At 70.9% G+C, this 1,345-nt stretch carries 1 protein-coding gene; it reads left to right on the plus strand.

Features of this window, described 5'->3' with window-relative positions; genetic code table 11:
- The first annotated feature begins 265 nt into the window (after nt 1–265).
- Nucleotides 266–1,327 (plus strand): IS110 family RNA-guided transposase, encoded by a 1,062-nt coding sequence (locus EKO23_RS24675; protein WP_217702811.1) that lies wholly within the window; start codon nt 266–268, stop codon nt 1,325–1,327.
- Nucleotides 1,328–1,345 lie beyond the last annotated feature (18 nt).

A 1,345-nucleotide genomic window follows, 5' to 3' on the forward strand; every position in this document is an offset into this window, starting at 1 on the left:
CTGACTGTGAGGATTCCCTTCGCAGCCTGATGGTGCTGGGCTGTGGGGCAGCGGCTGCGGGTGTGACCCTTCCTCTGACTGGTTTCGTGCCTTTGGCGGGACTTGTCCGCTCGCGGTTGCTGGCCCCGGCCCGGTCGGAGTAGCTGGCCTGATCAGGAGCTTGACCGCCGGGCGTTAGCGGCGCCCGTCGTGTCTCATCACAGTCCTGCCGAATCTCCGCCCCGGACCGGAAACCACATCCGCTCCCAGGCAAGGAGAGAACGCAGTGTCCAGTCTGACCGATCTACGCGAGGTGGTCGATGTCGTCATCGGCGTCGACACCCACGTCCACACCCACTCCGCGGCCATCGTCGACGCCCGCACCGGCGGTGTGCTCGAGGAGATCACCGTCGAGGCCACCGCCGACGGCTACGCCCAGCTGGTGGCGTTCGCCGACGAACATGCTGTGTTGCGGGCCTGGGCGATCGAGGGCACCGGCGGTCACGGTGCCGGGCTGACCCGGCACCTGGAGCGCGACCAGGAGGTCGTGATCGAGCTCGACCGCCCCGAACGCGCCAAGCGGCGTCACGGCGCCAAGTCCGACCCGCTCGACGCCATCCGCGCCGCCCGGGAGGCCCTTTCGCGGCCCCGGCTCGGCGGCCCGCGCAGCGGCGGGGACCGCCAAGCACTCTCCGTGCTGCTGGCCGCCCGCCGGTCCGCGGTCAACGCCGCGGGCGATGCCCAGCGGCAGGTGTTCAGCCTGGTCATCGCCGCACCCGAGCAGATCCGGGCCCGGTTCCGTGGCCAGAAGCTGCCGGCCATGCTCAAGACCGCCGCCGGTCTGCGGGTCCACGCCTCTTGGGACGTCGAGACCGCCACCACCGTGACCGTGCTGCGATCCCTGGCCCGACGCGCCCATGCGCTGGCCGAAGAGGCCGCCGAGCACGAGAAGGCGATCCGGGTAATCGTGCGGTCCTGGCGACCCGACCTGCTCGAGCAGCTCGGCGTCGGACCGATCGTGGCCGCGACCGTGCTCTGCGCCTGGTCACACCCGGGCCGGATCCACTCCGAGGCCGCGTTCGCGATGCTCGCCGGCGTCGCCCCGATCCCGGCCAACAGCGGCCAGATCACCACGCGGCACCGCCTCAACCGCTACGGCGACCGCCAGCTCAACCGCGCCCTGCACACCATCGTGCTGTCCCGGATCCGCTACCACCAGGCCACCCGCGACTACGTCGCCCGCCGCACCAGCGAGGGCAAGACCCCCCGCGAGATCAAACGCTGCCTCAAGCGCTACATCGCCCGAGACCTCTACCGGCTCCTCGAACACCACCCCGTCAGGGCTTGACGATCCATAGGAGCGTCC

Source organism: Nocardioides guangzhouensis (assembly GCF_004519545.1).
In the GTDB taxonomy this organism is placed as follows: Bacteria; Actinomycetota; Actinomycetes; order Propionibacteriales; family Nocardioidaceae; genus Nocardioides; species Nocardioides guangzhouensis.